Source organism: Bradyrhizobium sp. Pha-3, assembly GCF_042258325.1.
Classification (GTDB): domain Bacteria; phylum Pseudomonadota; class Alphaproteobacteria; order Rhizobiales; family Xanthobacteraceae; genus Bradyrhizobium; species Bradyrhizobium elkanii.
In genome coordinates, this window is record NZ_CP170151.1 from 5,527,299 (window position 1) to 5,554,139 (window position 26,841).

The 26,841-nt window shown below is 62.7% G+C and carries 21 protein-coding genes; 10 read left to right on the forward strand and 11 right to left on the reverse strand.

Annotation, left to right across the window (positions count from 1 at the left end; translation table 11 throughout):
- Window positions 1-14 precede the first annotated feature (14 nt).
- Both ACE10X_RS26165 and ACE10X_RS26170 read right to left on the reverse strand, forming a co-directional pair.
- On the reverse strand, window positions 15-1,793 hold the full coding sequence (locus tag ACE10X_RS26165; RefSeq protein WP_375763042.1) for a caspase family protein: 1,779 nt from the start codon (window positions 1,791-1,793) through the stop codon (window positions 15-17).
- 141 nt (window positions 1,794-1,934) lie between these two features.
- Window positions 1,935-3,659 carry a hypothetical protein gene (locus tag ACE10X_RS26170; RefSeq protein WP_038383146.1) on the reverse strand — a complete coding sequence of 575 codons (1,725 nt, stop codon included), beginning with the start codon at window positions 3,657-3,659 and terminating at the stop codon, window positions 1,935-1,937.
- Window positions 3,660-3,815: 156 nt separating this feature from the next.
- Between ACE10X_RS26170 and ACE10X_RS26175 the strand changes: the two genes are divergently transcribed.
- Window positions 3,816-4,112: a hypothetical protein gene (locus tag ACE10X_RS26175; protein WP_244435712.1), complete on the forward strand. Its 297-nt coding sequence runs from the start codon at window positions 3,816-3,818 to the stop codon at window positions 4,110-4,112.
- An 88-nt stretch (window positions 4,113-4,200) separates the two neighbouring features.
- A complete protein-coding gene (locus ACE10X_RS26180) occupies window positions 4,201-5,181 on the forward strand; it encodes a DUF4424 domain-containing protein (protein ID WP_038383150.1) in 981 nt (326 codons plus the stop codon).
- 8 nt (window positions 5,182-5,189) lie between these two features.
- On the opposite strand, the gene ACE10X_RS26185 is transcribed toward ACE10X_RS26180, so the two are convergent.
- From ACE10X_RS26185 to tssK, 6 genes are all read right to left on the reverse strand, one after another.
- The gene (locus ACE10X_RS26185) at window positions 5,190-6,995 is read right to left on the reverse strand and encodes a serine/threonine-protein kinase (RefSeq protein WP_304557800.1); all 1,806 of its coding nucleotides are present in this window, start codon (window positions 6,993-6,995) and stop codon (window positions 5,190-5,192) included.
- Window positions 6,992-7,768, reverse strand: coding sequence for a PP2C family serine/threonine-protein phosphatase (locus tag ACE10X_RS26190; RefSeq protein ID WP_038383152.1), 777 nt, complete (start codon window positions 7,766-7,768; stop codon window positions 6,992-6,994). Before ACE10X_RS26190 ends, ACE10X_RS26185 begins: the two co-directional genes overlap by 4 nt.
- A 6-nt stretch (window positions 7,769-7,774) precedes the next feature.
- A complete protein-coding gene (gene tagF, locus ACE10X_RS26195; RefSeq protein WP_038383153.1) occupies window positions 7,775-8,476 on the reverse strand; it encodes a type VI secretion system-associated protein TagF in 702 nt (233 codons plus the stop codon).
- On the reverse strand, window positions 8,473-12,021 hold the full coding sequence (gene tssM, locus ACE10X_RS26200; protein ID WP_304557799.1) for a type VI secretion system membrane subunit TssM: 3,549 nt from the start codon (window positions 12,019-12,021) through the stop codon (window positions 8,473-8,475). Before tssM ends, tagF begins: the two co-directional genes overlap by 4 nt.
- Before the next feature lie 45 nt (window positions 12,022-12,066).
- The gene (gene tssL / locus ACE10X_RS26205; protein WP_276325840.1) at window positions 12,067-13,281 is read right to left on the reverse strand and encodes a type VI secretion system protein TssL, long form; all 1,215 of its coding nucleotides are present in this window, start codon (window positions 13,279-13,281) and stop codon (window positions 12,067-12,069) included.
- Window positions 13,282-13,589: 308 nt separating this feature from the next.
- The gene (gene tssK / locus ACE10X_RS26210; RefSeq protein ID WP_244435713.1) at window positions 13,590-14,870 is read right to left on the reverse strand and encodes a type VI secretion system baseplate subunit TssK; all 1,281 of its coding nucleotides are present in this window, start codon (window positions 14,868-14,870) and stop codon (window positions 13,590-13,592) included.
- Between tssK and ACE10X_RS26215 the strand changes: the two genes are divergently transcribed.
- Window positions 14,760-14,984, forward strand: coding sequence for a hypothetical protein (locus ACE10X_RS26215; protein WP_244435714.1), 225 nt, complete (start codon window positions 14,760-14,762; stop codon window positions 14,982-14,984). The genes tssK and ACE10X_RS26215 overlap by 111 nt on opposite strands.
- Here the strand turns inward: ACE10X_RS26215 and tagH are convergent.
- Genes tagH through ACE10X_RS26230 form a run of 3 tightly spaced genes read right to left on the reverse strand, consistent with a single transcriptional unit; the run spans window position 14,976 to window position 18,802 of the window.
- On the reverse strand, window positions 14,976-16,352 hold the full coding sequence (tagH, locus tag ACE10X_RS26220; RefSeq protein WP_038383156.1) for a type VI secretion system-associated FHA domain protein TagH: 1,377 nt from the start codon (window positions 16,350-16,352) through the stop codon (window positions 14,976-14,978). The genes ACE10X_RS26215 and tagH overlap by 9 nt on opposite strands.
- 12 nt (window positions 16,353-16,364) lie before the next feature.
- Window positions 16,365-16,928 (reverse strand): DUF6931 family protein, encoded by a 564-nt coding sequence (locus tag ACE10X_RS26225; RefSeq protein ID WP_038383157.1) that lies wholly within the window; start codon window positions 16,926-16,928, stop codon window positions 16,365-16,367.
- Between the two features lie 5 nt (window positions 16,929-16,933).
- Window positions 16,934-18,802, reverse strand: coding sequence for a type VI secretion system Vgr family protein (locus ACE10X_RS26230; protein WP_038383158.1), 1,869 nt, complete (start codon window positions 18,800-18,802; stop codon window positions 16,934-16,936).
- Window positions 18,803-19,153: 351 nt separating this feature from the next.
- On the opposite strand from ACE10X_RS26230, the gene ACE10X_RS26235 reads away from it, so the two are divergent.
- The 7 genes from ACE10X_RS26235 (at window position 19,154) to tssG (ending at window position 26,795) form a co-directional block, all read left to right on the forward strand.
- The gene (locus ACE10X_RS26235; protein ID WP_038383159.1) at window positions 19,154-20,467 is read left to right on the forward strand and encodes an ImpA family type VI secretion system protein; all 1,314 of its coding nucleotides are present in this window, start codon (window positions 19,154-19,156) and stop codon (window positions 20,465-20,467) included.
- Window positions 20,468-20,595: 128 nt separating this feature from the next.
- A complete protein-coding gene (tssB, locus tag ACE10X_RS26240; RefSeq protein ID WP_038383160.1) occupies window positions 20,596-21,123 on the forward strand; it encodes a type VI secretion system contractile sheath small subunit in 528 nt (175 codons plus the stop codon).
- Window positions 21,124-21,140: 17 nt separating this feature from the next.
- Window positions 21,141-22,643 (forward strand): type VI secretion system contractile sheath large subunit, encoded by a 1,503-nt coding sequence (gene tssC / locus ACE10X_RS26245; protein WP_018272201.1) that lies wholly within the window; start codon window positions 21,141-21,143, stop codon window positions 22,641-22,643.
- Between the two features lie 52 nt (window positions 22,644-22,695).
- Entirely contained in the window at window positions 22,696-23,181 is a 486-nt protein-coding gene (locus ACE10X_RS26250) for a type VI secretion system tube protein Hcp (protein WP_028339372.1), read from the forward strand.
- A 68-nt stretch (window positions 23,182-23,249) separates the two neighbouring features.
- Complete coding sequence (tssE, locus tag ACE10X_RS26255) at window positions 23,250-23,798, forward strand: type VI secretion system baseplate subunit TssE (RefSeq protein WP_028339373.1); 549 nt, start codon at window positions 23,250-23,252, stop codon at window positions 23,796-23,798.
- 1 nt (window position 23,799) lies between these two features.
- Entirely contained in the window at window positions 23,800-25,767 is a 1,968-nt protein-coding gene (gene tssF / locus ACE10X_RS26260) for a type VI secretion system baseplate subunit TssF (RefSeq protein WP_038383161.1), read from the forward strand.
- Complete coding sequence (gene tssG / locus ACE10X_RS26265) at window positions 25,731-26,795, forward strand: type VI secretion system baseplate subunit TssG (protein WP_375763043.1); 1,065 nt, start codon at window positions 25,731-25,733, stop codon at window positions 26,793-26,795. The genes tssF and tssG overlap by 37 nt, the downstream gene beginning before the upstream one ends.
- The last annotated feature ends 46 nt before the right edge of the window (window positions 26,796-26,841 follow it).

Below are 26,841 nucleotides of genomic sequence, written 5' to 3' on the forward strand. Positions count from 1 at the left end.
CTGTCACAGCTTTGTCAGGGAACGCTGAAAAAGCCGATTGACGCGATCCGCGCGTCCGCCGGCAGGTAGCGCTCCAGACTCTTGATCACCTGCCCCGAGGCACGGCGCCGGTTGAGCTGCATCAGGACCGTCTCCAGATCAACCATCCGCTGCTGCGAGGTCACCGCTACGATCTGCTCGGCGCCGAACGGCTCGCCCACCCGGAGAGGCAGCCGCAGATTTGCTGATCGAGCCATCGCGGCATCGGAACCCACCGGATACAGCATTTGGATGGTTCCATCGCCGGACACGTTGAATAGCAGCACCGCCCGCGAACCGACGTCGGACAATTCGACCTCGACGGTCTGGCCGCTGCGCTGCTGTCGATCATCCGGCCAAATACGCATCAGCTGCGGCGACTGCGTCGCCATGCGCTTAAGCTCCCGAATTGCCGCAGTTCGGTTGACCACTGTCGTCAAACCGCCAACGTCAACGCCATAGGCCACCACATCGCCCCAGGCGATCACGTCATGAGACACGGGGTCCCAGATCAGGTCGGGATTATCAGTCGGTTGAACTGCCTGCACGCTGGCGTCCTGCGGCTTGAGGCTGGTGAAATAGTTCATCTTGCCGTCAAGCGCTGCCAAACGGATCGGCGTGGTGAGGCGGAACGGCGGCAGCGCGGCACTGGGCGCGGCCGGGGCGGTCGCAGCGGCACTGGTTGGAGCAGTTTGCGACTTGGCCGTAACGGCCGGCGACGCAGGAGATTGTTTCTCGGCGGACGCGACGTTAGCAACCTGGCCGGAGGCAGCTCTCGCGGCCGTCCCCTGGATCAGCACCACGCCGCGCGTCAATTCGAAGGCGACCTCGGTTTCCGGCATCTGGGCCGGCGACGAGACCGTCACGATGTTCTGGCGCTGGTCGGACAGTTGATAGACCACCTGCCGAACATTGCTGAAAAGCTCCTTCAGGGTCACCTTGCCATCATGATTGATGTCCGCGTTGCCCTCCACGGCCCGCGCAACGGCATAACTCAGAGCGCCGCGCAGGCCATCGATCCCGGGAATCCGTACTTCCGGAGCTTTGGTGTGCCGATCGACCGCAGCGATGAACGCGGTGTGGTCGAGATCGAGTTCGGACTTCGGGTCGTCGCTGCTCGACACCGGCTTCAATTCATCGACCAGCAGCGTGTAACGTGGCACCTGTCGAAAACTCATCTCAGCCGCACGCGGATCGATATCGCGCACCATTCCGCCGCCATGGCAGGTATCCGCGACGAAGATCACCCTTGCGCCGCGCAATTCGAACTGCCGGATGAAATGGTTGAATTCGCTTCCCAGAATGCGCTCGACCGATCCGGCCGGGGTGGTCGCGAATTCGGGCAGCAGGAACACGTTCTCCATTCCGTCCGGTTCCGAGCCCTTGATCCGCTCCGGCTCCTGCGTGCCGTGACCCGCGATCGACAGGAAGACGAGATCGTTGCTCTTGGTCCGCTCCACCAGTAAGCTGATCTCACGCAGCACGCTCTCCCTGTCGGCCTGTGCATTGGTCAGCTCGACCACATCGCTGACGCCCATGGTCCTCAAGCTGGACATGATGTCATTGGCGTCGGCGACCGCGCCCTTCAATTTGCGCACATGCTGGTAGTCGTCGATCCCGATGACGAGCGCCCGGAGCGCCGCACCGTCGGGATTGCTTATCGACAGCTCACCGGCCGCATGCGCGCGCTGGAGTGGCAGGCCGATCAACGCAGCGAGCAGGATGGCGGCACACAGCCAACCGGTCCTTCGATCAAAGCCCCTGAGCGTTCGCATCGCGATCCACCTCGATATCAAGCAGGTCCGCCCTGGAACCACACCGGCAAGGCAGAGCGGCAGGAATGCCGTCCGGACCTCCAGAAACCAGCGCGCAGGCGGCGATCCATGTTCATCTGTAGCCTTGGCAAGACCTCAGGTTCAGCGCCGTTTATTCGCCGTCTTGCGGCCTGTCGGCGCCTCGGTCTCCTGATAGGCGTTCGCGGAAACGGTCGTCTGATCATCTGCGAATGCGCGAAAGCGGACCGGAACGTAACCGCGCGCGAGCAGGCTTGCGAGCGGATAGACGTTGCGGCAGACCCGACCGTTGCAGCCACCCGTCGAGGATTCCATGACCTCAGCCTTGCGATCGGGCGTGAACCGCAGGAACAACATCACGTGGGAACCCGGCTTGTTCAGGGCGTCGCCAGGCTTGAGGTCCCAGGGGTTGGTCACGGGTGCGGCGATCGCGGGGATGGCGGCGGTCGTGTAATGGACGGAAAGCCCCCACGTGGCACTGACGAATGCCGAACAGTCGACACCGGCCACATCCGGCCGTGGCTCGTTGCGGGTGCAGACATTGCCCGCCAGCGTCCCGCTGTCGATCCGCTGCCGGAAGTTCGCGAGCGAACCGTGGCATCCCCAGCAATAGGGCACGCCGCGCACTTCCTGGTTTACCTTGCCCTGCAGATACCACGGCCGGCGAATACGGCTGAAACCGGAGCATTGGCTGTCGGGATCGCTACCGTAGTTCGCCGGTGTCAGCTTCCACTGGATGCCCTCAAAGGCGAAGGCGGTCTCGATCGCCTGCTGGCGATTGGACGGCCGCACGGCGGCGGTCGCATTGAACTTGATATCCGGCCGCGCCGCCGCCGGCGCGGCCGCCGTGCGCGACGGCCTGACGTCAATGACGGATACCTTCCCCAGGGGGCGGAAGCCGACACCGACCACCTCGACACCATCCGGCTTGGTGCGCAGAAAATAGACGTCGCCATCGCCCGAAACGGTGACGAACCGCCGGGTCACGGGCGTGTTCTCCAGCGGCAGCTCGTAGATACCCTCCAGGCGTCCGTTCGCGGCATAGCGTGCGACGAAGGTGGAGGCATTCTTGCCCGACGGAGGAATGTCCTCGGCCAGCACGTAGAAGCGGTCGCTGTTGTCGATCTCGAGAAACTCCACGGTGCCGAGCTGGTTGCGGACGCGCAGGCCGAGCTGACCGATGGTCTCGTTGGAGACCATGGTCTGGATTTCGACCCGAACGCCGGCATTGCCCTTGTCGGGAATGATATCGGCGATCACCGATCCCTTGCTGCGCGAGGCGATATATTGCCGGTCGGGCTGTCGCGTCGTCCTCGCGATGGCCGCGCGCGTATTCTGATCGAGCAAGTCGGTCGGGCTGCTCAGCGCCTGCGAGCCCATCTGGGCGAAGGCCGAAATGGCGACCTGGTCGTCGGTTCCGCGGGATGAGACTTCCTCCAGCTGGATCTCGTCGCCGCCCAGCCCGCGTGTGGACTGTCCTGGTGCCGCCTTCAGCATCCGCACGCCGCCGTCCCAAACCATGATGTCGTCGTTATGGACGACGAGGTCGGTGGGCTGCACATCGCCAGGCATCTTCAGGATGTCGGGAGCAGTGTTCGGTTGTTTGGGGTCGAACTGCAGAATGCGGCCGTTGATTTGATCGAGCACAAACAGGTTTCCCTGTCCGTCAGCACTGAGCGCTTGCGGGCCCGCGAGTTCGACGTCCTGGCTGGCCGCGACGATCCCGACCATGGATGCAGCCGAACCGCCGGCAAAGCTTCGCACGACCGCATCGTCGGCCCTGGCCCCAGTGGCAGCCATGACCGCGCCGACGATAGAGAGCCAGATCCAGCTAGATCGACGAAGCATATCCGCCTCAATGTAACCGAACCGAATGCGGCGTCAGTCCGACTAATCCAAGACTGCCTAATCCAAGACTGCGCGAGTGCAGCGTCAATTAGTGGCGAGCAACCCCGATCCCGTTCAACTCTTTCACTGGACGGTGATAGTCCGAACTCCTTCAGCTTGCAGTGCAAAATCATGGCCAGAAACAGATTTGAGCAAGTCAGCGAAATCCAGCCAGACGCGATTACTCTGGTTTTGAAGCGCGACAATACCGGCGCCTCCGGGTCAATCGTGTTGCCGGCCGCCGCAAGCGGGGGACGCCTGAACAGCGACCAGGTCAGCGCCCAGATGCCGGCCCAGGATGCCTTTCGCGGCGCAATCCGTCTCGCCAATGACATGAAGCTCGCGATCGTGGTTTGCGACCCCGATGGCGTCTGGAAGCCGGAATGGGGCGACCTTTACCAGGCGATCGATTGACCCACACGGACAGACGCTGCGGCGCCGCATGGAGACCGGGATGGCAAATGGAGCGTTAAGCGGGCTGTCGTTGAGGTCGCGAGCCTTGATGATCGTCCTGTTGGCCGCAACCGGCTGGCCTGCGCGGGCGAACGATTCCGCGGCCGAATTGTCCATCGGCGGGCTGCAATTCGTCCGCACCAAGGACGTGGCCATGGCGAGCGAGGAGCTTCATATCGGGCTGGACCGGGTCAGCGTTCGCTACCAATTCGTCAACCAGACGAGCAAGCCGGTTGCGCTCACTGTCGCCTTTCCGCTGCCCGACATCGATTTGTCCGAAGCCGAGAACATTGCCCTTCCATCGAGCGATCCGGTCAACTTCGTCGCGTTCGAGACCAGGATCGACGGCAACGCGGTGCCGCTGGCCATCGATCAGCGCGCCATGATCGGCAACAAGGATGTCACCGCCCTCCTCCGTCAATTCAAGCTGCCTTTGCTGCCGCTCGGTGATCGGGAGATCCGGGTCACCGACCTGCCGGCGACAACCCGAACCAAGCTGATCGACGACGGCCTTCTGATGCCTGCGGGCATGAGCGACAACGGTCGCCAGCAATATACGCCCGGCTGGATAACCAAGACGTCGGCCGTTCGCGAGCAGGTGTTTCCCGCGGCGCGTACCGTCACGGTCGAACATCAATATCGCCCGAGCGTCGGCTCCAGCCCTGACACGGTCCTGCGCTCAGGTCTACGTCGCAGCGCGGCACTGGGACCGGAAGTCGAGCGGTACAGGAGAGACTATTGCGTTACGGATGCGTTCCTTGCCGAATTGGACAAGCGCACAGGTGACAGCCAGGCCAATACCGCAAAGCTGCAGGAGCGGCGCATTTCCTACGTGCTCAAGACGGGTGCGAACTGGGCGGGTCCAATCCGGTCCTTCACGTTGACGATCGATCCGGGCGGCGACGACCGCCTGGTCAGTTTTTGTCCTGGCCGGCTCAAGCCGTCATCTGCCGACAATGCACGTCAATTCACGGCGAGCGACTTCAAGCCGGATGCCGACCTGAAGATCTTGATGATCGGCAAATTCTGAACAGCGGCTCAATTGGTGAGCATCACATAGCGTCCAGCCGCGGTGATGGTGACGTTGCCGCGTTGAGCTTCGCTCGTCGCCTGCAGGAAGAATGTGTCGGCAGCCATCGGTCGCGGCTGGCGCAATGAATCCAGAACCCGCGGGGCTGCGACGGCCAACAGGAGTTGCGGACCGGTCGTGCGCTCCATCGGCAGGGCAAAGGAAAACGAGTCGACGCCCGGCTTCAGGAGGTAGGACAGGCTGCGCACCTCGCCGCGATCCGAGACCATGAGCAGTTCCACCACCCGGTTGGCAAAATTCTCGACGGTCCCGTTGAGGGTCTCGCCGGCCTTCAGCTCCGTCGCCGACAGGTTGATGCGCGGCGCACGCGCTTGATCGCTTCCGACCTGACTGAGGAATTTGACGGCCGGACATTGGGCCTGATTCACCTGCCTGACGCCGACCGAAGCCTCAAATCCCTGCTCCTTTCGAAACGCTTTGTCGAAGGTATCGAACGGGGCGGTCGAAGCGCCGAAGCCTTCAATGACGGCTGCGCTTGAGCTCACCGCAACAGGCAGGATGAAGAAGCAGTCGCCGCCCGCATATTGGGCGACATATTTGCGGATTCGCTCGGCTCGACCCGGCCCGTCGGGGGACGGAGACGGCGTCAGCGTCGGCTGAGACGGCAGCTTCACCGGCTCCTGGCGTGTCGGCGGTGGCGGAGCAGGCTCGCTCGACGGCGCGGATGTCCCGGCGAGTTTCGGAGGTGGCGGCAAAGCCGCCAAGCCCGATGTCCTCCAGACAAATTTATAGAAGGTGTACCCACCGCCGCCCAGCAGAAGCAGCAGTCCCGCGACGCAGGCGCCGAGCCAGATGCGGCGGGAGTTCCGCGTGGTTGATGGCGCCCGCTCCTGCGGCGCAGACATACCAGCCTGCGACTTCGCCAATGGATCGAAGCCGTAGAGCGGTGCTGCGGACGGCTGCGCCGAACCCGCCGGCGTCCAACTGGCTACCTCCGCCATGGTCGGGCGCAAGGCCGGGTCCGGCTGCAGCATCCTCTCGAGAAGCGGCCTGATGCGCATGTCGACTGCGCCGAGATCGGGCACACGCCGACGCTTCTCGACCAGTTGAAACTGGCTCCCGCCCATATCGAGCTTCTGTCCGGTCAGGGCATGGAACAGCACCAGACCAAAGCTGTAGACGTCGGATTTTGCGGTGACATCGTTGCCGTACAAGCCGACCTGTTCCGGCGACGCGTAATTGTCCTTGCCGGCGAAGCCGGAGCCGATGATGGTCTTGTCACCCATCTGCGTTGACCGGGCGATCCCAAAGTCGATGATCTTCGCCCGCCTTACATCATCGAGCGGCACGATGATGTTGTCGGGAGAGACATCGCGATGGACAATGCCGTGCTCGTGAGCCGCCTGAAGGCCCGATGCGACCCGCCGCATCAATTTGATCAGCGCTTCGAAGGTCAGCGGCCCGTCGTCGAGCATGTTCGACAGCGAGCGTCCGTTCACAAACTCCATCGCCAGATACGGGCGCTGCAGTGCGGGTTCGACCGTGAACAGGAAGTAGCGAACGATTGCTTCGTGCGGAAGATTGTGAAGCGCGGCTGCCTCCCGCCGGAACAGCGCAAGCGCCGCCTCGTTGTCGACCATGTCGGGCAGCAGCATCTTGACCGCGACGGGCGATCCGGTCTGGATTTCGCGGCATCGGTAGACCTCCCCCATGCCGCCAGCCCCGATCATCGCCTCGATCTCGTAAATGCCGTTGAGCCGGGTGCCGGCCGGCACACCGCGGTAGGATGACCGAAACGGATCGTTCGCGGTCATGGTCGCAGCTCCTGATCGAGCGGCGTCCTCGTGGGCTCCGAGGATCGTGGCGCGAGCAATCGCACGATCACGATCGTGACGTTGTCGAGCCCGCCGCGATCAAGCGCGAGCGCGAGCATGTCGTCGCAGGCTGTCTGGGCAAGGCGAGTGGCCACGTGCTGCTCGATCTCGTCGTCCCGCACGTGCCGGGTCAAGCCGTCACTGCAAATCACGAAGATGTCTTCCGGTTCGGCCGGACCGGTCACCACCTCGAGCTCGGGGTCGGCGACGACACCAACGGCCCGGGTGATGGCATTGCTCGGCCAGTCCTGGACCTCTTCGCGCGATAGCGCGCCATCAGCGATCAGTTCCTCCAACTCGCTATGATCGTGCGACACCTGTGTGATGCCGTGGCGGTTGATCAGGTACACCCGACTGTCACCCGCCCAGATGCAGGCATAGTGGCCGTCGCGTACGAGCAGGACTGCCGTTGTGGTTCCGACAATGGCACCCTGCCTTTCATGGCTGAGGGCCAGGATCTGCTGGTTGGCGCTGAACAGGCGCGCCTCGCATTGCGCCAACAGGTCCGCCGCGGAGTCCGGCGCGCCGATGGAATCAAGCGACTCCACCACGATGCGGCTAGCAAGATCGCCTGCCTCGTGACCGCCCATACCGTCGGCGACGGCCCACAGGCCGACGTCGGTTCTTACCAGGTATGAATCCTCGTTCCGCGCCCGCACCCGTCCGGCGTGAGTGACGCTACCGACATCGAACAAGGAGGGGACGTGTACCATCGCGCGTCATCCCGTCCCGAATACTTCGCGGCCAACGTCGCCGGTCAGCAACGTGGAATAGTGAAACGGATCCGGCAATCCGCGGCAACAGAGTGCGATCGGCGAGAACCCTTCGCCTCCGGCGGTCCACCAGAAACTGGCCGCGGCATAGACTTGAGGGCTCGCGCCGCAGAGCGTGCCGAACGACTCGGCAAACCCATCGGCCGTCGAAACCATTCCCAGCGTCGCGTCGCTCAGCGACACGACCGGCGGTCCATCAGCCTCCCGCGTCCGCAGACGTGGGAGCGCGAGACGATCCAGTGCATCGGAGATCTGCTCGAACGTCGCAGCCCGGTCCAGGGTCGAGAGCAGGAACGTCTCCACTTGCCCATACCACCCGTCCTGCGGATCGATGTGCGGCGGCGGCAGCGCGGCGTCGCCATCCGGCACCGCATGCAGCGTCAACGGATAGTATCGCCCCACACCGTCTAGCGAGGGCATGATCGCTCCTGCGATGGTGGTGCCGCAGATTGCTCCGCCAAGCCAGAATCGCCAAATCGGCGCGGTCAGGAATGCTTCCTGCCAGGCGGCGCCGAGTTGATGGCGGCTCGCGGAAATAGCAGCTTGCACCCACGGCTCCCAGACTTCCAGGAAGCTGCGCGGCGTCGCGATCGCGATGAAATCACGCTTCGCGCCGATCTTGCCGAATAAGCCGCATCGCATGGTCATATTCCGGTCGGGCAACGAAACTCGCGGAGCACTGACAGGTTTAGCGGATTGCGCAACGATCCGGTCGAAATCTGATAATTGAGCTCACGTCCGGCAACAATGAAAGTTGCGCTGGCGGATTCCGCCTTGGCGACCAGCGAGCCGGCCTCCAGCATTCGGAACAATGACCAGGGACCGATGCGCTCGAGTACAGATGGCGAGCCGGTCTCGTTGCTGACCGAAATTGCCGTCCGCGGCGATGGGCCGGGCCAGAGCACCGTAGTCGGTGAATTGCTCTGCGGCGGCGGCGGAGGAGCGGGTTGCGGCGCGCCAAACATGGAGGGAGCTGCGGCTGGTCCCGGTGTGGTTGGGCTCGTGATCGTCGTGCCGCCGATCTCGGTCTTGACTGTGATGCCCGGTCCGGCCGCAGCCGGCGGCCGGATCGCAAAGGACACCGCCGGCACACCGCCGCCAGTCTGGAAAAAGGCGTCGCGGATATAGGCGGCATTCTGGAACTGCTTTAGCGTATCAGGAGAGAACGACCGGCCGACGGGGCTCTCCTTCCGCCAGACCCATTCGGATCGCGACGTATCCGCATAAGGCGCCAGGAACTGACTGAAGAACTTGTCCATCACACCGTTCGGGCTGAACAGCTTGGCGAAGTCAGCGAGCGGGACTTCCTGACCACTGCCCCGCACGAACGGGTAGCGGTTGGTCACCGTCTGCTGACAGACCGGCGTGACCTGATCGCGCAACGACTGCAGGATCTGACCGGCCGTGGAGGCAGCGATGCTGCCTTCGAACTCCGCGGCCGCCGCCCGCAGCATATCGGAAAATGGCGGCGGCATACGCGAGGCATTGTTGCGCAGCGCTGCAACCTGGGTCTGAAGCCCCGCCGTTGCTTGCGCCGTCAGTTGCGGATTCTCGACCATCAGCGTCAGATTCTGCGCGATATCGTTCAGGTTTGCGATCGTCGAGTCGATCGGGCGGCGGGTGCTCTCCCCTTCAAGGACTGCATGGTAGGGTTTGAACTGCGACTCGATCGCCGCGCCAGGCGTGCCGTCCTGCGCATTGTTGAACAGCGCTGGCGTGGTCACCGCAGGCGGCGCGGCCGGCGTGCCGCCGCTCGCCGGCTTGGGGCGTTCCTTGGTCAGCATCGTCTCGTCGCGCACCGACTCCAGGATTTGCCGCATCGGCGAGGTCGGCGCCGAAAGCGCCCTCAGCACCTCGTATTTCGGTTTGTCCGCGAGCAGTTTCTTCAGGCGCAGACTGCCGAGCGCAGTCCGCCACGTCGTCACAAATTCATTGGAGTAGATGCTGAGCAGATCGCCGGCCAGATTGTCATACTGCTGGTCGATTGCCGATTGCTGGCCGGCGTCGCCCAACACCCAGCGCTCCCGCTTCATCCGTTCCGACAATCCGGGCAGTCGAGCGATGAACTTCTGATTGAAGCCGTTGTAGGTGAAGAACTCCGGCACCCGCACATTGTCCAAGGGCTGCCCGGTCGTGGTTTCGAAGACAACTGCCACGTCCGGACCGCCTCGGCGGCTGGCGATCCAGTCGCCGGCGGTCGATCCACGAGCCTCCGACTTCAGGAACTCGTAGGCGCGTTGCGACACGCTGAGGCGCGCCAATGAGTTCTGGGCCTGCTTGATCAGCCGTCCGTCAAGCTCGACCAGCGGCGGCTGCTCGGTTTCGAGGTCGAACATGGCGACGAGATTTTCATCGAGCAGACGCCGTCCCTCCGCGTTGGTCGCGCCAGGATAGAGGTTGTCCGCCCAGTCGCGCTGCATCCAGGAACGGATGAGCTCGCGGTCCGGGGATTGCAGGCCGCCGAGCATCAGGTAGACCTTCAGCGCCTCATAGACGAAGGCAGGCTCGTTGATGCGCGCATTGAGCTGCTCTTCCAAACGGTACAGCAAGCGAGGCCTGAACATGCGCTCAAGCGCGGTGTGATAGGCCGCCTTCGCGGGCGACAACAGGCGCGCGTGCTGACTGAGCCCGTAGCGCGCCGAAAGTGGTACCGGCTCATTCCGTGAGGCATAGCCGGCCGGAGCGTTCCGCAGCCGATAGAGCAGCGGCAGCACCTTGTCGAGATCATGATCGGCGATCAGCGTTTGCTTGATGAGCGGCGCACCGGCGACTGCATACTCGTTGTCCGCCTGCAAGCTCTGCTCGATCAGCTCGGAGTTGCGCTTGTAGCTGGTCAGCCACGCGCCGATCAGCCCGATCGCCACCAAACCTATCACGGACAGCGCCGCGGTCTTGAGGATCAGGGCGCGGCGCACCGCAGCACGGTCGGTCGAGACCCAGCCGGCCTCGCCGATGATGACCTTCGAAATCAAATCGGCGAGGAAATAGCTCTTGCCGGTTCCGGAGTACGATCCGGCACCGACCTCCTCGGCGCCGAACGTACGCGCCAACGATCCGATCAATTGATCGATCGGCGTACCCTGCTGGGTGCCCGAGGTGAAATAGAACCCACGCAGATTGGCGTTCACGTGATACCGCGTCGGCTCAAAAATCTGGTTGAGGAAATCGTGGATTTGCGGCTTGAGCCGCGCCATCTGCGCCGGGAAGCCGAACAACTGCACCCGGTGCTGCGGCGTCGGCTCGTCCTGCAGGCGATCAAGCGTTTCTTCGCTCAGGCGTTCCAGCAGGCGATCGAACTCGACCGGGACCTGCCCCACCAGATTCTGGGTCTTGTCGGCGGTCTGGAAAGTGGCCCCCCAGACCTGGCGCCGGCCGGCCTCGCCGAGATAGGCGAAATATTCGGTGAAACCGGCAACGAGATCGGCCTTGGTGAACAGCGCGTAGACCGGGAAGCTCACTTTCAGCCTTTGATGCAGCTCGAGGAGCCGCATTCTGATGGCATCGGCATGAAGCGCGAGCTCCTGCTTCGGCAGCGTCAGCACGTCTTCCAGACTGATTGCGACGAGAACGCCGTTGATCGGCTGGCGCGACCGATTTTTTTTCAGGATGTCCAGGAAGGACAGCCAGCTTTCCTTGTCGGCCTTGCTGTTTGAATCCTGGGTTGTGTAGCGACCGGCGGTATCGATCAGCACCGCCTCCTCGGTAAACCACCAATCGCAGTAGCGAGTCCCGCCGACCCCGGCGATCGCCGCCGGCGTTGCCCCGCGCGCGAGCGGAAACTTGAGCCCCGAATTGACCAGCGCGGTGGTCTTTCCCGCACCTGGCGGGCCGATGATGACGTACCAGGGTAGATCGTAGAGATAACCGGACTTGTTGCCGCTCGCAGTCTTGAGTGTTGCGAGCGCATCCTTCATGCGCTCCTTGAGCATCGGCTCGTCGCTGACAGCCTGGTCCGCACCGCTGACGCCGTCGGCGATCTCTTTGGCATTCTTGCGTCGCCTGAAGAAATGAAGACCGGTGACGCCTGCTGCCGCGGCGCCGAGCAGCAGGATCGCGATCTGGCGAACGATGTGATTTTCCAGCGGATGCCAGTCGCCGAAAGCGACGAAGGGACCGGCAAGGTAGATCACGGCCCCAAGCGAGCTGAGCCCGACTCCATAGAGAACGATGCGTAGTATGTCCTTGGCGAGCATATTTACCGGTACCTGTCGCTTATCGCGTGAGCTTCTGGCGTCCGCCTATTCGCTACGTTCGATGAAGATTTCGACCCGACGGTTTTTGGCTCGTCCCTCGGGCGTCGAATTGCTGGCAATCGGTGAATCCGATCCCTTGCCGTCGACATCGATGCGCGAACCATCGGCCAGGCCGGACTTCAGCGCGGCGGCAACCGCCTTGGCGCGCTCGACCGACAATTCGAAATTCGAGGGGAAACGCACGGTGCGGATCGGCGAGCTGTCGGTATGGCCAACCACCCGGATTCTGCCGGGCTCCTTGTCGAGCGTCGCCGCGACGCGGGCCGCGATCGGCTTGAAACCATCCAGGATGGTTGCCTGGCCCGAGGCAAACAATGCGAGATCGCACACCCTGATCACGATGAAGCTCGCCGTCTGATCCGCCGTCATGGCGCACGCCGTCTTCTCCTGTGCAAGCGCGTTGCGAATGCGCTGCAGCTGGGTGATGCGGTCCGGCGGTGGCGGCGGAGGCGGTGGTGGCGGCGGCGCAACGACGCGGCGCTTGAGCTCGATTGGATCGCCGGGATGCAATGCCAGCGCGACTTGCGCGGCATTCTCTGCACGGCCAGCCAGCAACGTTCGCAGAACGAAATAGGATCCCGTCAGCAGCGCGGCGACCACGGCCGCCACCAGCCAAACCGGGATACGCAAGTGCTTCCGCCGACCGGCCAAGGCCTGTCCGCGCCAGTGCGGCGACAAATCATTGGTCGGCTTGGGCCGAACCCGGCGCAGCGTTTCATAGAGGTTGCGCTGAATCACCTGGAGGTTCGCAAGTCCGCCCGGCGACGTCCGGTGGATTCCCTGGAATCCGAGCGCAAGGCAGGCGTGCTGAAGCTCGAGCACCGGATAGTTGACCAGCGGATCGGTCTTCAAATGGTCGAGAATCTCGAAGAAGCGTACGCCGCCCACGCGCTCGCCGAAGAACCGGCTGAGCATCGAGTATTGGGCCCAGACGTGTCGATCGTCGGTCGGTATGTGTTGCACAATATCGTCGGCGGTCGCGCACAGGATATACTTCGCCGTATTGGCCTGGTGCTCGGAAATGCCCGCCGAGCGGATATCCTTCTCGAAGAACTTGATGGCGTCGGCGACCTGCTCCATCAGGCTCGCGAATGACGCCCGCATCAGCGCGACGCGCAGCCGGCCAAGCAACTGCAGCAAAGGGCCGCCGGCGCGCATCACCGGATTGGCGTTTGGCGCAACCAGATCGTCGACACGCAAGGGCGGACCCGGCGGCAGGACCGGTTGCGTCGCCTGAGCCTGCGCCGGTGTCGAAATCCATTCCTCTGACGGCTGGCTGGTCGGCGGGGCGGCGTAGCTTGCGCTCTGCGGGACGGGAGAGAATGAAGGCGGTGGCGAAGGGCCACCCGGCGTAGCCACGGGCGATGGCGAGTACGCCGGACGGCTGGCAGGTCCCTCGCCCGCCGGAGGTTGAGGAGCCGGGGCCGGCGGCATCTTCCCGCCGGGGTTCGGACGAATGATGGTCCGTTCACCCCGACCGAAAGGATTAACCGGCTTGTCCCTGTCGGTCATGGCCGCTCTTCCAGGATGGCCCAAAGGTACAACTCAAGCTCCGGCCAGTCGCCGGAAAAATGCATCCCGATCGAGGCTGCTGTGCTGAACTCGGGCCACAGCGGCGACTTGCGATCGAGATAGAAATAGACGTGGTCAGTGATGGCTCGGATGTGCGGTGGCGGCGTCGGCAGATGCACCAGGGTCAAACCCGGCAGGTTTGCGTGCACGATCTCGGTCATTTTTGTGTTGGGCCCGACCTTGAACAGGTGCGGGAATTCATTCTGAATCTCCACGAGGGGCCGCCGCGCGGCGACCTCCAGCACCAGCGTCGCATTCCGGAACAGCGCGCGATCGCGGATCGGCGATACAAATGCGTTCTGGGCGCGTTCGATGATCTCCAGACGGATTGCCCGCCTGCCCAGTCGCGCGCTCAGGAAATCCTGGATGTCGCGCACCAGGGGCGTGAAGACGTATTCGAGGTTGTCGTGATCATATGCCGGGTAGTCCCGTGCGCGTCGTTCGGTCGTCGCGAAGGTCGCAAGCTCGCCGGCAAACCTCAGCAGTTCCTCGTACAGCCGCTCGGGATGTACGCTGCCGGACCGCTTGAAATGAGTCAGCACCGGAATGGTCCGGTTCAGCACCTGCAGCACCAGATAATCGACGCTCTGCAAACCGCCGCCGGACGAAGGATCGACTGCGTAACGCGCAAGCTCGTCGAGCTTGGTCTCAACCCAGCCAATGATTCGATTGAGCCAGCCATCGACAACCGGATGTGCGGCGCAGACCAGCATCGGCGGCACAAACTTGTCGTCGAACAGGATATTCTTGTCGCGCACTTCGAGGATGCGAGCGATGCCGAGACCCATGTATCCCGGCTTGCTCGTCTTGCGCAGCTCGAACGAGAGCCGCGGATAGACAATGTCGATCTCTTCTTCGATGCGCAGCGCCGAGGTTGAATCGATAAACGTTTCGGCAGTCCGAACGTAGCGACTTGCGCTGTCGGTGCGATCCTCATCCACCTCCCGCGTATTGGGTGCCGCGACCGGCATCATCAGCCAGACGATCTGACCTGCGGCCGAATCCGGCACTTCGATGGCTTCCGGGATCGGACTGTCGGCAGGAATATCGAACGGCGTTCCGTCCGGCATGACGCCGGTCGCACTGCGCACGGCGAATTTGCTCTGTTGAGTAAGATCGTTGTCGATCTCGAGCTGGGCAAAGCCCCAGGGGTACGGTGTCGTGTAGCGAACACGCTTTTCCAGCAGATGCTCGAGATAGCGATCGTTCTGCTGCAGATGATGCGGCCGCAGGAACAGACCTTCCGACCAGAAAACTTTGCTGTACCAGGACATTCCTACATCCACTCGGCAATGATCGGCGACTGCATCGTCACCGACAGTTCACTTTGACCCCGGCTTGTCTGCGCGGTCGTAATATTCGGAGAAATGCAGCATGAAGGTATCGATCGGCGCGCTTTCGTCGCGACCGAGATGCGCGTTCCAGCGCGTCAAAAATTCGTCCCAGAGCTTGCTCTTGTTCGAGCCAAACAAGGACCGTGCGCCGCGCTGAAGCTCGAGCTCGCGCGCCATCAGCGTCGGATCGATACTGGCGATCAGTCCCCGGACGGCATGCTGCATTGCAGCATAGGTCTTCAATTGATGGGATTTGAGGTCCTTGAAGCCTTGGGCGAAGGCATGCGGCGCATCGAGGTAACTGCGCGTCGGCGGCCCGAACAGGATACGCATCGCGTCTTCCGCGGTCGGCGAGAATTTCAGCGGATTGTTCTCGATGGCCTGGATGGTGGTTTGGCTGGTGCTGCGCGTCAGCTGCTTGGCCTGGGTCCGCGCCTGCAGCAGGGCCATCAGGTTTTCCACGGTCATGCGCAGGATGACGCCAAGCTGTTCTGCGAGTTCGGCTTCGGTCTTGTCGGCAAAGAAACCGTCCGGCAGTCCGGCAGCACGTGCGACCAGGCGCGCAAACTCGGGATTGCCGATCGACGCAGCCGTGGCCGGTGCCGGCTCGGCCAGTTGCTGCCGCGGCGCTCCCACATGCCCTGCCGGTGAGGGAGCCGGCGGTGGCGGGACAGCCGCTTCGTCGTCGGCCCATACCGACGGTCGGCGCGGCGTCGGCATCGCGTGCAGCACATCGACCGGCGGTTTTGGCGTGGCGACCGGACCGGCTGCCCAGCTCATGTCGTCGTGCAGCGGCGGCTCGCGCTGAGGCATCTGCGGCGAATGCCGGACAGGATCCACACCCGCCGGCGGAACGCTCGCCGCCCAGTCCAGGAATTCCGGATTGACGGGCCGCGCGGCCTCGCGCGGTTTTCGCAACTGCTGCGGGTCGATTGGCGGCGGCACGTCGCGACCGGGAGCCCACAGTTCCTGGTAATCGGCGTGCTGTTGAGCGAGCGAAGCTTGCTGCTGCGCGCCATGGCTCGGAGTGCCCTCGGCAGGCTCATCCAGGTCCAGCGAAACGCCAATGACATAGTGGCCGATGACGAGCCGATCGCCGTTGCGCAGCCGATGCGCTCCCCGTATGCGCTGGTCGGCACCATTGAGAAAGGTGCCGTTGGTCGAGACGTCGTGCAACCAGTAGCCGCCGTCGCGATAATGGATCTCGCAATGCTTCCCCGAAATCATCCGTGCCGGATCGGGCAATGTCCAGTCGAGATGGCGGTCCCGGCCAATGTCGACCGAACGCCTTCCGGTGACGGTAAATGACACAGGGCCGCCGTCTGGAAGGTTCGGCTCGTTCTCGATGTTAAAGCGAAGCACCATCACATCGTCTCGTCAGCGTGGAGGGCGCGGTTCGCCGCGTGCCAATTGAATACCATCCTCCAGGCAGGCCGTCATTATCCGGTCCCTGGACTCGCCGGTAAGCCGGCAGAGGCCGATCAAAAGGGCTGCGCGAACCGCTCGCGCCGTCTGATCCGGCTTGGCTTCGACCGGTGCAAATTCCGCGGGAACCACGCTTCCGCCGGACCAACCCGCCGCCAGCGCCAGCCAGGTCGCCGGCTGCTCGGGATCGTTGGCATTGCCGACCGCCAAAGCCTTGTTGCGCGATTGCTCGTCCGGCTGCCGGACCCAGGTCTCGGCAAAATTGAGCGACCTGCCTTCATTGCCGTCGAAATGGTCGAACATCTGCCGCAACGAGCGACAGCCCCAGGCGACGGCCACGCGCCTGGGGAGCAGATACGCGCAGAAGGATACAGCCTGGTGCCAGTTGCCCGCATCGGCCGCCTCCTGCAGGAAATCCAACGACAACTTGTCCGGAGCGGCTTTGCCGACGTCGTAGCGCGCCAGCGGATAGGCTTCAAACAGATCGTGGACTGTGCTGAACCGAACCTGATTCATGGCTGTCAGCCGACAATGGTTGGCGTGCCGTGGGCAACCAACGGGCCGCCGGCCGCGAGCGCCATGGCGGCCTGCGCGGTCATGGTGATGGTTGGCGCGTTGATGACGATGCCGGCCGGAGACAGGATGATCTGGCTTGGACCAACCTGCAGGGTGATATTGACGTTGGCCGTGAGGGTGATGCTCAGGCCCGCATCGACGGACTGATCCATCGCCAGCTTGATGTGCTGACCGCCCAATTGGATATCGAGCTTGTCGTTGCCGTTCTTGAGCGTGGTCTTGCGGGTATCGCCGCCGAACGCGGCCTCGCCAATGGTCCTGGTCTCGGTGTCGCGGACCGTGACGTCGTAGTCCTTCTCGGCGTGCACGGTGATCTTCTCGGACCCCTTCTTGTCCTCGAAGTTCCATTCGTTGTAGCCGCCTCCTCCCTTGGTCGAGTCGGACTTCAATCCCGCAATCGTCTTCTTGGACGGCAGGTCGTAGGGCAGCTTGTATTCATCATTGTAGACGGTCCCTATCACCAGGGGCCGGTCGGGATCCCCTTCCAGGAATTCCACGACCACCTCCTGCCCGACGCGCGGGATGATCTGACCGCCCCAGCGCTTGCCGGACCAGACTTGCGCCACGCGCAACCGGCACGAGCGCTTCTTCTTCCGATCCCAGAAAAAGCGAACATAGATTTCGCCCAGCGACTCGACGTCGATTTCCTCGCTCGAACTGTCGTCCTTGGTCACCACCTTGGCTGTCTGAATGCCGTTGATCCTCGGCTTCGGCGTCGTCATGGGAGATCGAAACGGCCGATCGCTGGGCAGAAATTCGTAGCTGCCGAAGTAGACGTGCTGTCCGGCGTCGCCGGGGCCGCCAGTGCGATAGGATTCGATGGAAAACGAATGAGCGGCCCGTACCACGAGATATTCGACGTTCTGCGAGTCTTTCGAGTGCTTCTCGAGCTTGGTTAGTCCGCCGGGAAACAGATTAACGGCGTCGCCGTTGCCCCGGCGGCGCCGATCCATCGCCTGCTCGGCCTGAAGCTGGATCTTCGCGTATCGCTCGCCGTCGGACTTCTCCTTGAACTTGCCCGGGTAGTCGTAGAACTCCATCTCGGACCGTGTGTAGTGCTCGGAGCCCTTGGCGTCGCTGATCATCTGCGCGTTGGGCTTCTGGTAATTGTAATCGTTGAGCTCGATCTTCCCGGTGCGAAACCGGCGCTCGGAGGCCCATTCATAAATATGCTGCTCGCCGCGACGGTCGGAGCCGGTGAGCGGGATGTAGGGGATCTTCGCGAGACCGTTGATGGGGCTATGCGAGGACTTGGAGTCAGCCAGCACCAGCGTATGCTTGCCGCCTTCATGCTTGAAGAAGTAGTAAATCCCGTGCTGCTCCATCAACCGGCACACGAAATCCAGATCGGTCTCGCGATATTGAACGCAGTATTCGAGCTTCGGACATGAGCCCTCTTCGGTAAGCTTGGACTCATAGTCCGTGAAGCCGCGCTCGTTGAAGACTTCCTTGATGATATCGGGCGCCTTCTTGTCCTGAAAAATCCGGCAATCGGTGGTCCGCGACAGCAGCCACAACCAGGGTCTCAGCACGATCCGGTAACTGAAATAGTCGTTCTTCACCCCCAGCCATTGGGCTTCCGTGAGAATGCCGCTGAACTCGCGTTCCTTCTCGTGCAATTTGATGGTGAGGGTGCACTGCTTGCCGATGGCCCGGTCAAAGTCGAGATCGGCCTCCTCGCTGAGACACTCGATGCGATATTCGAACAGTTCGCTCAGACCTTCGGCGGCCTCGAACCGGGCAAAAACCAGAACGTCCTTGCCAAGGGGGGTCTTGAGCTCGCAGAGGCGGGTATCCTGGGTAAGCTGGCCCATGTGGGCGTTAAACTCCCTCGTTGACCGCACGAGCTGCGCAACCGGCGCATCGGGCGGTCAAGCACGAACAACCGAAATCCGAGCCGGCCATCGGTGGGATGGCCGACAAGTCCGCCCGGCGTCGCCCTCACCTGACGCGGCAAAGCACCCGCCCGAGGAAACCGCTGCGGCACTCATGTAGTCGGTTCCAAGCGCTTGCGGGTTCACGGGAAACCGCCATCATGCCGGGAATGAACCGAGGCCGGCGTTGATCTGACCTAACAGTCAATCGGATCATGATCCCCCGCGTGATCCGCCAGATGTCACGGACCTGGTGGAGGGACCAGGGCCCCGCAGACGGATCCTCTTTGCATGCTCGACGTCGTAACCCTGACCCAGCCCATCGACCCGGACAATCCCTGCGGGCCTGACCTCGATGCGGCCGGCGACGTCCAGTACCTGAATTTCTTCGCAGCTGCGGAATCGCTGCTGCCGATGTCGTATTTCGAGGTCGTCAACGCGAACGGAGAGCGCGGACGCTTCGATCCGAAGGCCATCGATATTGCCGGCCAGTTCGCCGCTGCGCAGCCCCTCTTGGCCCGCACCCGCGATCTGCGCCTGACCATGCTGCTCGCCAAGTTTTCCATCCTGAACCGCGATCTCGATGGCTTCCTCAGCTGCCTGAGGGCAACCACCCTGCTGCTCCGCGAACAATGGGAAACGGTGCACCCAAGGGGCGAAGACGGCGACTATGCTTTTCGGGCCGTCACCATCGAGGCGATCGACGTGTTTCCGACGGTGATCAACCCGCTCCAATTCCTCCCCCTGATCGAAAATCGAAGGCACGGCAGCCTCAACTACCGTGCCTATCAGATTGCCAAGGGCGAAATTCCCGCCGCCGATGCCGATGTCGACATGCCGGATCTCGGAACCATCGAGCGCATCATCGGCGAGACCGATCTCGACACCCTCAAGGCGGTGAGCGCCCGCTGTTCGGCGGTCGCTGCCGAGATCGCCGGCATCAAATCGGTTTGGCACGAAAAGTTGAACTCGGGGCAACCCATCAGTCTCGACAGGCTGGCGGGTGTCGCGAATGGCATGGCCAGCTGGCTCGCGACTCTGGTCGCCGCACGCGATCCGGCTGCAACTGTCCCATCCCCGGACGCAACTACTCAAGACGGCCCGCAGCTTCCGATTGAAATCGCCGGCGCAGTGACCTCACCCGGACAGGCATCCGCGGCGCTGGCGGCGGCTGCCGACTACTTCGCTCGGAAGGAACCGTCGAGCCCGGCGCTGTTGCTGGTGCGGCAGGCGCAGGACATGGTTGGCAAATCGTTTATCGAAGTGATGCGGATGCTGATGCCGGCCCACGTGGAGACCGCGGCCATCAATATCGGTCGCGACAAGGTCTTCGACCTGCCGATCGAACGCATGGCGGAATTCGCCACCTCGCTCCCATCCGCGGCCGAAAACGAGGCTCAAGATGCTGTTTTTACGGCAGAAAACAGAGCGCAGGCGTTGGACTTGCTGAGCAAGGTCGCGTCTTTCTTCCGGGCCGCGGAGCCGTCCAGCCCGATCCCGTTCCTGGTCGATCGCGCACGCGAACTCGCACAGCGAGACTTCCTCAGCCTGCTGAACGAAGTGCTGCCCGAGGGCGCTCTGAAGGCGATCGATAAATCGAATTGAACCCGCCTTCCGTTCGAGGGGACTAACTGAACGGAAGGAAGCTCCGCCGACGAAAGACCGAGGCACTTCCCTGCCTGCGTCGCGCAAGTCGGCTTCCGCAGAGATTTTTTTGTGAAGAGGGCAACCCAATGGCAACCGACAGCGGTCAAAAATTCATTCGCCGAAACCGCGCACCGCGCGTGCACATCACTTACGAAGATCCCTACGACGCCGAGCGGCTGATCGAACTGCCGTTCGTCATGGGCGTCCTATCCGATCTTTCCGGCAACAACCCCGGCGTCGAGAAGGCGAAGGTCGAGGAGCGCAAGTTCCTCGAGTTCGACATGGACAATTTCGACAACCGCATGGCGGCGATCCAGCCCGGCATGACGGCGCGCGTTGCCAATCGCCTCAGCGACGGGTCTGACGAAAAGATCTCCGTCAACCTGCGCTTCAACAAGATCTCCGACTTCACGCCGGTGGCGGTCGCCCGCCAAGTGCCGGCGACGGCCAAGTTGCTCGAAGCGCGCGAACAGCTCGCCAACCTGCTGCGCTACATGGATGGCAAGGTGGGCGCCGAGGACCAGCTGAAGAAGCTCCTCGCCGATCCTCAACTGATGGCCGCACTGCGCGAGCGCGCGACCAGCCAGTCCACCGACGCCGACACCAACAGCTAAGGGAAGGAATGGGGACCATGGCAAAAGAAGCAATCCACAAAGAGACCACCACCAAGGTCGGGACCGTCGAGGCCGACGAGTTTGCCGCCCTGCTGAAGCAAAGCTTCAAGCCGCGCACCGAACGTGCGGCGACCGAAGTCGAGAACGCGGTGTCCACGCTCGTTCAGGAGGCGCTCAAGGACACGAGCGTCATCAAGTCGGACGTGCTCGACACCATCGAGGAGATGATCGCGCGGATCGATCAGAAGCTGACCGCGCAGATGAACGAGATCCTGCACGCGCCCGAATTCCAGGCGATCGAGAGTGCCTGGCGCGGCCTCCACTACCTCGTCTTCAACTCCGAGACCGACGCCAACCTCAAGATCCGGGTGATGAACGTCTCCAAGAACGAGCTGTATCGGAACCTGCGGCTTTATCCCGATGCGCGCTGGGACCAGAGCCCGCTCTTCAAGCAGATCTACGAGTACGAATTCGGCCAGCTCGGCGGCGAGCCGTTCGGCTGCCTGATCGGTGACTATTATTTCAGCCACCTCCCCACCGACGTGCAGTTGCTCCGCGATCTCAGCAAGATCGCCGGCGCCGCGCACGCCCCCTTCTTCAGCGGCGCCGAGCCTACGCTGATGGGAATGGACTCGTGGACCGAACTGTCCAACCCTCGCGACATCGGCAAGGTGTTCGACACGCCGGAATACGCCGCATGGAAGGGACTGCGCGATCAGGACGACTCGCGCTATCTCGGCCTGTGCATGCCGCGCGCGCTGGGCCGCCTCCCCTACGGCGCCAAATCGGAGCCGGTCGAAGAGTTCGCCTTCGAAGAGGAGACGGATGGGCACACCGGTGACAAATACGGCTGGATCAACGCCGCCTATGCGATGGCAGTCAACATCAACCGCGCCTTCAAGGAGTTCGGCTGGTGCACGCGCATCCGCGGCGTCCAGTCCGGCGGCGAAGTCATCAACCTGCCGACGCATACGTTCCCGACCGACGACGGTGGCGTCGACCTGAAATGCCCCACCGAGATCGCCATCAGCGATCGTCGCGAGCACGAGCTTGCAAAGGCGGGACTCATCCCGCTGATCCATCGCAAGAACACCGACAAGGCCGCCTTCATCGGCGCCCAGTCGCTCTATAAGCCGAAGAAGTATTTCGGCGACAAGGGCGTGGATGCAACCGCGTCCGACAACCTGTCGTCACGTCTGCCCTACATGTTCGCAGTATCCCGCTTTGCGCATTATCTGAAGTGCATGGTTCGCGACAAGATCGGATCCATGAAGGAAAAGGATGAGCTGACGGTCTGGCTGCAGACCTGGATCAACGAATACGTTGATGCCAATCCGGCCTTGTCGTCAGAAGCTCAGAAAGCGCGCAAACCGCTGGCCGCTGCGAAGGTTGAGGTCATAGCAAACGAGGAGAACCCGGGATATTACAACGCGCGCTTCTTTCTCCGTCCACACTTTCAACTGGAAGCGATGGACGTCGGTCTCAGTCTTGTTTCGCGCCTGCCAGGCCCGAGCTCCTGACGCCACGCTATCGCAACCGTCTATCATCAGAGCATTTTGAAAGGGCTACGCTATGGCTGTCGACATCTTTTTGAAACTCGATCCGATCAAGGGCGAGTCGCTCGACGACAAGCACAAGGAAGAGATCGACATTTTAAGCTGGTCGTTTGGCGAGAGCCAAAGCGGCACGTTCCACAGCGGGTCGGGCGGCGGCGCCGGCAAGGTCGCCGTTCAAGACCTCCACTTCACGCACTTCGTGGACAAGGCGACACCCGAGCTTTTCAAGGTCTGCGCCAATGGAAAGCACATCGACAGCGCCATTCTCACGGTCCGCAAGGCCGGTGAACATCCGCTCGAATATCTCAAGATCGAGATGAAGCACGTTCTGGTCTCCAGCGTATCGACGGGCGGATCGCACGGCGAGGATCGCCTCACCGAAAACGTCAGCCTGAACTTCCAGAAGGTCAAAATGACCTACAAGACCCAGACGGAAAAAGGCGGCGCCGGCGCGTCTCCGGTGTTCGGATGGGACGTTGCGGCCAACAAGGAATGGGCCTGATCGCAGGCTTCCTGCCCGGCGCCGGTTGCCCATAGCGGCAATCGGCGCCAGCTGTACGGGGACCGTCAATGACCGTTACGCCTAGGAAAGACCGGCTCTCTCCGCCATTGATGCTGGCCTTTCGTGCGGCTCATGACGCGCGCGATGCGCGCAAACCGCTCGAACTGCGCGATCAGTTCGGTGAGCGAGTGATAGCGGGACGGCGTAGCGCGGGTCGGTTCCCGATCTCGGAGACGCTGCTGAGGCGCGAGGTTTCGCAGGACGTCGAAACACTCCTCAATACCATTGCCCTCGAATCGACGCTTGACCTGACGGGTCGCGGCTGCGTCCGCACCTCGATTCTGAACTATGGCTTCCCCGATATCGCAAACCGTTCGATCGACGAAGTCACCGACGAGGAACTCAGCGATGCCCTGCGCATGTCGCTCACGACCTACGAGCCGAGACTCGATCGCAAGTCCATCCGGGTGCGGCGCGACACCTCCGTGGGCGCCGAGCAGCTCAAGCTGCGCTTCGTCGTGCATTCCGACCTGAAATGCGAACCGCTCAACGTACCCGTGGAATTCGTCGCAGACGTCGACCTCGACAGCGGCGATATACAGATCAACCGACTGTAACATGAACCGCGAGTTCCTCGACTTTTACAATCGTGAACTGTCGCTGCTGTACGAGCATGCGGAGGGTTTTGCCGAGGAGTATCCGGGTATCGCCGAGCGCCTCGGCGGCCTGGTCCGCGACCGCTCAGATCCGATGATCTCAGGCCTGCTGGAAGGCGCTGCATTTCTCGCCGCTCGCGTTCAGCTCAAGCTCAAGCACGAGTTTCCGGAATTCACGGCGAACCTGCTTGAGCAGTTGGTTCCGAACTATCTCGCGCCAACTCCGTCCGCCATGCTGGTCAAGGTTCAACCAACCTACGCCGATCCGGCATTGCGCGACGGCAAGAAGATTGCGCGGGGCGCCTATTTCGACGCGAGCTATCGCGAAAGGGAACGAAGCCTCGCCTGCCGGTTCCGGCTTTGCCGCGATATCGTACTTTGGCCGTTTGACGTCGCCGGCGCCGAATATTTTGCGACCGCGGGCGCCTTGCAGGCGCTCGGGATTCCAGTCGGCGGAGAAGTCATCGCCGGGCTCAGGCTCTCCTTGACGCACCGTACCGCAGCGCGGCTCGACGAGGAGCCGGCGGACGCGGAGACTCGCACCAAACCGGACACCTGGTTCGCCGGCTGCCGCACCAGCGAACTGCCCATCTACCTGACCGGCGCCGAGTCGGATGCCATCGCACTTTACGAACAACTGACCTCGAACTGCGTCGGGCTCTATTTTCGCTATCTCGACGATTTCGGCGATCCGGTCGTCATCCGGGCTCCGAACGAGTGTGTTCAGCAAGTCGGCTTCAGCGAGGACGAATCCCTGTTTCCGAACGACAACCGGGTCTTTCGCGGCTCGGAATTGTTGCGGGAATATTTCGTGTTTCCGCGCAAGTTCCTTGGCGTCAATCTGACGCAACTTCGCGCTGTGATGCCGCGGTTACGCAGCAAGTCCATCGATATCGTCTTCGCGTTCGATGAGCACAACTCGCGGCTCGCCGCCTCGGTCCGGGCGGATACTTTCAGCCTCTATACCGCCCCGGCGATCAACCTGTTCGAAAAGACCAGCGATCGCATCCCGATCAAGTCGAATACCTACGAATACCACGTGGTGCCCGACCGAAGTCGCTATCTCGAATACGAGCCGCACCAGGTGCTGGAGGTTTATGCGCACTTTCCGGCGGAAAAGGACAAGCGCCGCGTGCGTCCGTTGTACTCCGCCGCCGTCGACCGGACAGCCGGATCGGTCGAGGGACTTTATTATACGGTTCGTCGGCTGCCGCGGCGCCGCACCGTCGAAGAGAAGACCTATGGCGCAGCCTCGGACTACACCGGGACGGACATGTTTCTTTCGCTGCTCGAGCCCGGCGACCCGAGCGGCGGCGGATCTGCCGCCGAACTGAGCGTTCGGGCGCTGTGCTCGAACCGGCATCTCACGGAACATCTGCCAGTCGGCCAGGGCGGAGCCGACTTTCGCCTGCTGGACGACACCTCGCTCGAGTTGATGTGCATCGCCGGCCCCACTCGGCCACGCGAGCCGGTGGTGGCGCAGTTGCGCAGTCGCACCGAAATCGCCAATAGCGGCGTCGTCAGTTGGCGCCTGATCAACATGCTGAGTTTGAACTATCTCGGCCTCGTGGAGCGTAGCGGCGGCAAGAACGCCGGGGCGTTGCGCGAGATGCTGTCCTTGTTCGCCGACCAGTTCGACGATGCGACGGAACGAAAGATTCGTGGCGTGCGCAGCGTCGAGAGCAGGCCCGTGGTGCGGCGGGTGCGTGAGCGTACCGGCAGTGGCGCCGCGCGCGGCCTGGAGATCACGGTCACGCTTGACGAGAAGGCATTCGAGGGCAGCGGCGTCTTCCTGCTCGGGGCTGTGCTGGAACGCTTCTTCGCCGACTATTCGGGCTTCAACACTTTCACCCAGACCGTCATCTCGACGCCAGAGCGCGGCGAGATCATGCGTTGGCCGGCCCGCATGGGCACCCGGAGGCCGCTGTGACGCTGATCGACCAGATGAAGGCCGAGCCCTGGCGGTTCGATTTCTTTCAGACGCTCCGCCAGCTCGAGCGATGCAATCCGGATCGGCCGCGGATCGGCGACAGTGCAGCGCGTCGCGAGGAGTTTATCGACCTCGGTCAAACCCCCTATCTGGAATTTCCCGCCTCCAATCTGAGCTCGGTCGACGATCGTGATGGCAGGCTCAGAATTCTGGTCAAATTCCTCGGCCTGCTCGGACCGCAGGGCGCGCTGCCGCTGGCCACCACCGATGAGAGCGTCGGCTGGCAGCTGATGCGGGATGACGCCTTCCCTCGCTTTCTCGACCTGCTGAACGGGCGCTTCCTGCAATTGTTCTTTCGAGCCTGGGCAGACGCACGGCCGATCGCCCAGCACGATCGCCCATCCGACGACCGCTTCATTGCCTATGTCGGATCCTTCGCCGGCCTCGGCTCCGATATTTTTGCCAATCGCGATACCGTGCCCGACATGGCGAAGCTGAGCTTCGCCGGACTGGTTTCACCCAGAGCGAAATCCGCATCCCGACTGGCGCGGCTCCTGCAAGGGCTGTTCGAAGTCAGGGCCGAGATCGACGAGTTCGTTGGCACCTGGCTCCCGTTCGACCCAAGCCATTGCAGCCGGCTCGGCGGGACGCACGCCAAGCTCGGCCACGACGCGCTTCTGGGCTCCCGCGTGTTCAGTGTGGAAGACAAGATCAGGGTTCGCGTGTTCGTGAAGGATTTTGCTCAATACGAGCAGTTCCTGCCCACCGAAGCGCCGAACCTGTCCGAGCCCCTGGCTGACGCCGTCTACTTCTATATCGGCGACGAACTCGAGTGGGAGGTGGAACTCGCCATTCCGGCGGGAGCGGTCGTCCCGATGAAGCTGGGGCAGAGCGGACGCCTTGGATGGACCAGCTGGGTTTCGCCGAACTGGGCCTCGACCGAAGAGTACCGGCGCGACGCGCGTTTTCACCTTGCCGAGCGTCTGAGAGCCCGGCGCAGCGCTGCGACAGGTACGCCGGCGGTTTGAACCTAAGCATCGCTCGGATTGTCCTAACATCATGGGAATTCGAGCC